A 6,522-nucleotide genomic window follows, 5' to 3' on the forward strand; every position below is an offset into this window, starting at 1 on the left:
TCAAGTGGCGTGCGTGGATCCGGCTCTGCCGGTCCGCCGCGCGAGCCCCCTTGGGGGGCAGCCCCCGGAAGGGGGCGTGGGGGCCCAAATTGGCAAGGTTGTTGTTGAAGTGCATAGTCCGCGAGGACAAGGAGACAGACGAATGATGAAGACCACGATCACTGCGCTCGCCCTGGCTGCCAGCGCTGCCGTCGCCCATGCCGGCGAAATCGAAGTGCTGCACTGGTGGACGTCGGGCGGCGAGGCCAAGGCGGCCACCGCGCTGAAGCTGTCGCTGCAGAAGAGCGGCCACCGTTGGCGCGATTTCGCGGTCGCCGGCGGCGGCGGCGATTCGGCGATGACGGTGCTGAAATCGCGCGTGGTGTCGGGCAACGCCCCGTCGGCCGCGCAGATCAAGGGCCCGTCGATCCAGGAATGGGCACGTGAAGGCGTGCTGGCCAACATCGACGACGTCGCCAAGGCCGAGCACTGGAACGATCTGCTGCCGCCGGTCGTGTCCGACATCATGAAGTACAAGGGCAGCTACGTGGCCGTGCCGGTCAACGTGCACCGCATCAACTGGCTGTGGACCAACCCGGCCGTGTTCGCCAAGGCCGGCGCCAAGGTGCCGACCAACTGGGACGAGTTCTTCACCGCTGCTGAAGCGCTGAAGAAGGCCGGCGTGGTGCCAGTGGCCCACGGTGGCCAGAACTGGCAAGACTTCACCACCTTCGAAGTGGTCGCACTCGGCATCGGCGGGCCCGACTTCTACAAGAAGGCGCTGGTGCAGCTGGACCAAGGCACGCTGAAGAGCCCGACGATGGAGAAGGTGCTGACGACCTTCAAGCGCGTCAAGGACTACACCGACAAGAACGCCCCGGGCCGCGACTGGAACCTGGCCACCGCGATGGTGATCAAGGGCGAAGCCGGCATGCAGATCATGGGTGACTGGGCGAAGGGCGAGTTCCTGGCCGCCGGCAAGGTGCCGGGCAAGGACTTCGGCTGCACCCCGGCCCCGGGCACCGCCAAGTCCTACAGCTTCAACATCGACTCGTTCGCGCTGTTCCAGCTGAAGGACGAAAGCAAGATCGCGGCGCAGAAGGAACTGGCCAAGCAGATCATGGCGCCTGAGTTCCAGGAGGTGTTCAACCTCAACAAGGGCTCGATCCCGGTGCGCCTGGGCATGTCGATGGACCGTTTCGACGAATGCGCCAAGGTCTCGGCCAAGGACTTCGTCGACACCGCCAAGTCCGGCGCGCTGCTGCCCTCGATCGCCCATGGCATGGCCGTTCCGTCGGCCGCTGAAGGCGCGATCAAGGACGCGGTCAGCCAGTTCTGGAACACCGACAAGATGACGGCCCAGGAAGCGATGGAAAAGATCGCCTCCGCCGCCAAGACCAAGTGATCCGGGGTTTCCTGAGAGTCTGATCTCCGTCGGTCGATCCCCCGCGCCAGCAGTTTTGGCGCGGGGCCGATCCTCAAGCCGCTGACACACACACAGCGGACTTTTCAACCCCCGCGCTAACTTTTGGCGCGGGGGCTTTTTCCCGAACCTGGCACACGCGTCGCTCCCACATGTCCGCCCCGTCCGCGTTGCGAACGCCCTGGCTGCCCAAGCTGGTCGTCGCCCCCTCGTTCGCGCTGTCCTTCTTCTTCATCTATGGGTTGATCGCCTGGAACGGCTATCTGTCCTTGTCGGTCTCGCGACTGCTGCCCAACTACGAGTTCGCCGGCCTCGCGCAATACGTGACGCTGTGGGAGAGCGAACGCTGGTGGGTCGCGCTGAAGAACCTCGGCATCTTTGGTGGCCTGTTCATCGGCGGCGGCATGGCGCTGGGCCTGTTGCTGGCGATCCTGCTCGACCAGAAGATCCGGGTCGAAGGCGTGCTGCGCACGATCTACCTCTACCCGATGGCGCTGAGCTTCATCGTCACCGGCACCGCGTGGAAGTGGATCCTGAACCCGGGCCTGGGCATCGAGCACCTGATGCACCAATGGGGTTTCGAGAACTTTGAATTCGGCTGGCTGGTCGACCCCGACAAGGCCATCTACTGCATCGTCATCGCGGGCATCTGGCAAAGCGCCGGCTTCGTGATGGCGCTGTTCCTGGCCGGCCTGCGCGGCATCGACGAGTCGATCGTCAAGGCAGCCCAGGTCGACGGCGCGAGCCTGCCGCGCATCTACTGGCGCATCCTGATCCCGTCGCTGCGGCCGGTGTTCTTCTCGACGCTGATGGTGGTGAGCCACCTCGCAATCAAGAGCTTCGACCTGGTGATGGCATTGACGGCTGGCGGCCCCGGCTACGCCACCGACCTGCCTGCCACTTTCATGTACACGATGGCTTTCAGCCGCGGCCAGATCGGCCTGGGCGCCGCCAGCGCCACGATCATGCTGGCGACAGTCGCCGCGATCGTCGTGCCTTACCTGTATTCGGAATTGAGGACCAAGAAATGAGCACTGCACGGCCGCTCCGAAAGTGCTCGCTCCCCCTCGGGGGGACGGCCTGCAAGGCCAAGGGGGTCCAATGACCAACCGCCTGACGTGGCACCGCATCGTGCTGTTCGGCGCGCTGGGCCTGTTCGCCGCCTTCTTCCTGACGCCGCTCTACGTGATGGTCGTGACCTCGCTGAAGAGCATGGACGAGATCCGCAACGGCACGCTGCTGTCGCTGCCCGTCTCGCCCGGCTTCGCAGCCTGGGCCAAGGCCTGGTCCGAGGCCTGCACCGGCACCGACTGCGGCGGCCTGAAGCCCTTCTTCATGAACTCGGTGATGATGGTCGTGCCGGCCGTCGCCACCTCCACGCTGATCGGCGCGCTCAACGGCTACGTGCTGAGCAAGTGGCGCTTTCGCGGCAGCGAGCTGATGTTCGCGATGATCCTGTTCGGCGTCTTCATGCCGATGCAGGTGGTGCTGCTGCCGATGAGCCAGGTGCTGGGCTGGCTGGGCCTGGCCAGCTCGGTGTGGGGGCTGATCGTGGTGCACGTGGTCGCCGGCATCCCGAGCACCACCCTCTTCTTCCGCAACTACTACGTCGGCCTGCCTGATGAGCTGATCAAGGCGGCGATGCTGGACGGCGCCAACTTCTGGCAGATCTTCGTGCGCATCGTGCTGCCGCTGTCGACACCGATCATGGTCGTCACGCTGATCTGGCAGTTCACCAACATCTGGAACGACTTCCTCTACGGCGTGGTGTTCTCGGGTGCCGATTCGAAGCCGATCACGGTGGGCCTGAACAACCTGGCCAACACCTCCAGCTCGGTCAAGGAATACAACGTCGACATGGCGGCCGCGATGATCGCCGCACTGCCGACGCTGCTGGTCTACGTATTGGCCGGCAAATACTTCGTGCGCGGCCTGACGGCCGGCGCAGTCAAGGGCTGAAGCCCGCCACTCGAAGCACACGTCGCCATGGCCATCACCCGCCGCCACTTCAGCGTTGCCACCGCCGCCAGCCTGGTTACCAGCGCCGCTGCCGCGGTGCCTGCACCGAACGGCGACTGGACCGCACTGCAGATCGTGCCGCTGACCGGCGTGAACGGCGGCGTGGGCTGGCATTTGAGCGTCGGCGCGCAAGTCGCCTTCGCCCAGGCCAATGCCGGCGGCCCGCCGCATGGCCGGTCGCTGCGGCTGGTGACGCTGGACGAAGAGCCCGGCCACATCGCGGACCAGGTGCGCGAGCGCCTGCGCAGCGACAACCCGGTCGCGCTGCTGGCTTGGCACGGCCGGCGCAGCGTGGGCGAGCTGGCACGCGCGCGGCTGCTCGAAGAGACCGGCCTGCCGATGCTGGGCGTGATGTCCGGCAGCCTGACCGCCCCCGGATTCGGCTCGCCTTGGCTATTCGCCACGCGCGGCAGTGTGTCCGACGAGATCGACCAGGTCTTCCGCCATGCCGAAACCACATTCGCCCGCCGCATCGCCCTGCTGACCAGCAACGACGAGGACGGCCACGAGATCACCGCCATCGCCCGCATGCGTGCGCCGCTGCTGGGCGTGACGCTGGCCAACGTGCAGCAGCACCTGGCCGAGACGGCCGAGGTAACCGACGCGGTGGCCTCGATCGTGCGCGTGCCGCATGACGCCGTGGTGCTGGCCACCAACACCGCGGCTGTGGCGTACTTCTCGAAGCTCTATGCCGCGGCCGGCGGCCGCGGCCGGGTGATCGTGCTGTCGTCGGCCGAGGCCACGCACTTGTCATCGGTGGTCGGCCCGGACACGGCGCGCGGCCTGCTCGTCTCACAGCTGGTGCCGCACCCGCGTGACCCCAAGCTGCGCCTGATGCGCGAGTTCGGTGCTGCCTACAAGCGCTTCGGCCCCGCCGGCATTGCGCCGACGCTGGCCATGACCGAGTCCTACATCGCCGCCCGCGTGCTGATCGATGCACTGCAGCGCGGCGGCGCATCGGCCACCGGGCCGGCGGTGCAGCAGGCTCTGGCCGTCGCACCGAAGGCTTTCGAACTCGCCGGCCTGCCCTTGAGCCTGAAACGCCAAGGCCCGCAGTACCACAACATGTCGGTGATCGGCCCCAGCGGCCAGCTGCTTTTCTGAACTGATCCACCTGGAGTCCATCCCCCCATGGGAGCCCTGTCCATCCGCAATGTGCGCAAGACCTTCGGCACCGTCGAAATCCTCAAGGGAATCGACATCGAGATCGAAGCTGGCGAGTTCCTGATCCTGGTCGGTGCGTCGGGCTGCGGCAAGTCGACGCTGCTGAACATGATTGCCGGGCTGGACGTGCCGACCAACGGCAGCATCCACATCGGCGATCGCGATGTGACCCACGCGCCCAGCCGCGACCGCGACATCGCGATGGTGTTTCAGAGCTATGCGCTGTACCCGAACATGAACGTCGCGCAGAACATCGTCTTCGGCCTGGAGATGCGCAAGGTGCCCAAGCCCCAGCGCRACGCGGCCGTGGACCGCGTCTCCAAGATGCTGCAGATCGGCCACCTGCTCGACCGCAAGCCCGGTCAACTGTCCGGTGGTCAACGCCAGCGGGTGGYGATGGGCCGGGCACTGGCGCGCGATCCGAAGCTGTTCCTCTTCGACGAGCCGCTTTCGAACCTGGACGCCAAGCTACGCGTCGAGATGCGCGCCGAGATCAAGCGCCTGCACCAGCGCACGCAGACCACCACGGTGTACGTCACTCATGACCAGGTCGAGGCGATGACGCTGGGCGACCGCATCGCGGTGATGCGTGATGGCCGGGTCGAACAGTTCGGCACGCCCGACGACATCTACGGCCGCCCGGCCACCCGCTACGTGGCCGAGTTCATCGGCTCGCCGGCGATGAACATCGTCGAGACGACGCGCAGCAACGGCGGGGTCAGCGCGCACGGCGTGATGTTGCCGCTCAACGACGAACAATCCACTGCACTGAAGAACAGCGCCGCCACCGCATTCAGCTACGGCGTGCGGCCCGAAGATGTGACGCTGGCCGAGCCTGGCTCTGCCAACACGCTGCCGGGCACCCTGGCGATGGTCGAGCCGACCGGCCCCGAGACCTACGCGATGGTCGACACACCGCTGGGCACCTGGACGGCGCGCGTCCCTGGCAAGGTGACCCAAGCGGTAGGCAAGCCGGTGGCTCTTGCCTGGAAAACGGGCGCGGTGCACCTGTTCGGCGCAGATGACCGTCGTGTTGCATAGGGGTACTGCAACGCAGGCAGTCGCGGCGTAGCATCGACCAAATGAAACACGTTCCGGACTTCCGCAGCCCCGCGTTCCTGCGTGAGCACCTGCTGCAGACCATGGCGTTTTACGACGAGCGGGCGATCGACCCGTCCGGCGGCCTGTACCACTTCCTGCGCGACGACGGCACGGTCTACGACCGCCACACGCGCCACCTCGTCAGCAGCACGCGCTACGTCTTCACCTTTGCCAACGCGGCTCGCTCGTTCCCCGAGCATGCACGCGCCGCACAGTGGCTGGACACGGCGCGCCACGCATTGGCCTTCGTCGAAAACGTCCACAAAGACCCGACCAGCGGCGGCTACACTTGGCTGCTGCACTGGGAAGGCGGCAAGAAGCAGGTCATCGACGCGACCCAGCATTGCTACGGCCTGGCCTTCGTGCTGCTGGCGCAGTCGCACGCACTGCGCGCCGGCATCACCGAAGCCCGCGCCGGGATCGATGCAACGCTGGCGCTGATGGAAAAGCGCTTCTGGGAGCCCGACGCCGGCCTGTACGCCGACGAAGCCGCGCCCGACTGGCAACTGCGCCCCTACCGCGGCCAGAACGCCAACATGCACGCCTGCGAGGCGATGCTGGCGGCCTACGAAGCAACCGGCGATGCCTTCTGCCTGCGCCGCGCCACCACGCTGGCCCAGTCGGTCACCCACCGGCTCGCCGCGCAAGCCCACGGCCTGGTCTGGGAGCACTACCAGACTGACTGGACGCCGGACTGGAACTACAACCGCCACGACCGCAGCAACATCTTCCGCCCCTGGGGCTTCCAGACCGGCCACCTGACCGAATGGGCCAAGCTGCTGCTGACGCTGGAGCGTCTGACGCCCAACGCGCCCGAAGACAGCTGGATGCTGCAC

The 6,522-nt window shown here is 66.4% G+C and carries 6 protein-coding genes; all 6 read left to right on the top strand.

The annotated features are described in order from the left end of the window. The first annotated feature begins 142 nt into the window (after positions 1-142). Positions 143-1,384 carry an ABC transporter substrate-binding protein gene (locus AC1DYI_RS23505; protein WP_477206552.1) on the top strand — a complete coding sequence of 414 codons (1,242 nt, stop codon included), beginning with the start codon at positions 143-145 and terminating at the stop codon, positions 1,382-1,384. Between the two features lie 170 nt (positions 1,385-1,554). Then, a complete protein-coding gene (locus AC1DYI_RS23510; RefSeq protein WP_477206553.1) occupies positions 1,555-2,433 on the top strand; it encodes a carbohydrate ABC transporter permease in 879 nt (292 codons plus the stop codon). 70 nt (positions 2,434-2,503) lie between these two features. Beyond that, positions 2,504-3,361 carry a carbohydrate ABC transporter permease gene (locus tag AC1DYI_RS23515; protein ID WP_477206554.1) on the top strand — a complete coding sequence of 286 codons (858 nt, stop codon included), beginning with the start codon at positions 2,504-2,506 and terminating at the stop codon, positions 3,359-3,361. A gap of 27 nt (positions 3,362-3,388) precedes the next feature. After that, the gene (locus AC1DYI_RS23520; RefSeq protein ID WP_477206555.1) at positions 3,389-4,525 is read left to right on the top strand and encodes an ABC transporter substrate-binding protein; all 1,137 of its coding nucleotides are present in this window, start codon (positions 3,389-3,391) and stop codon (positions 4,523-4,525) included. Between the two features lie 27 nt (positions 4,526-4,552). Then, positions 4,553-5,626 (top strand): ABC transporter ATP-binding protein, encoded by a 1,074-nt coding sequence (locus AC1DYI_RS23525; RefSeq protein ID WP_477206556.1) that lies wholly within the window; start codon positions 4,553-4,555, stop codon positions 5,624-5,626. A gap of 41 nt (positions 5,627-5,667) precedes the next feature. Continuing rightward, positions 5,668-6,522, top strand: an 855-nt coding sequence (locus tag AC1DYI_RS23530) for an AGE family epimerase/isomerase (protein WP_477206557.1), incomplete at its 3' end; no start/stop codon positions are given.

The sequence above is a fragment of the Ideonella sp. P3_A4 genome, from assembly GCF_056403075.1.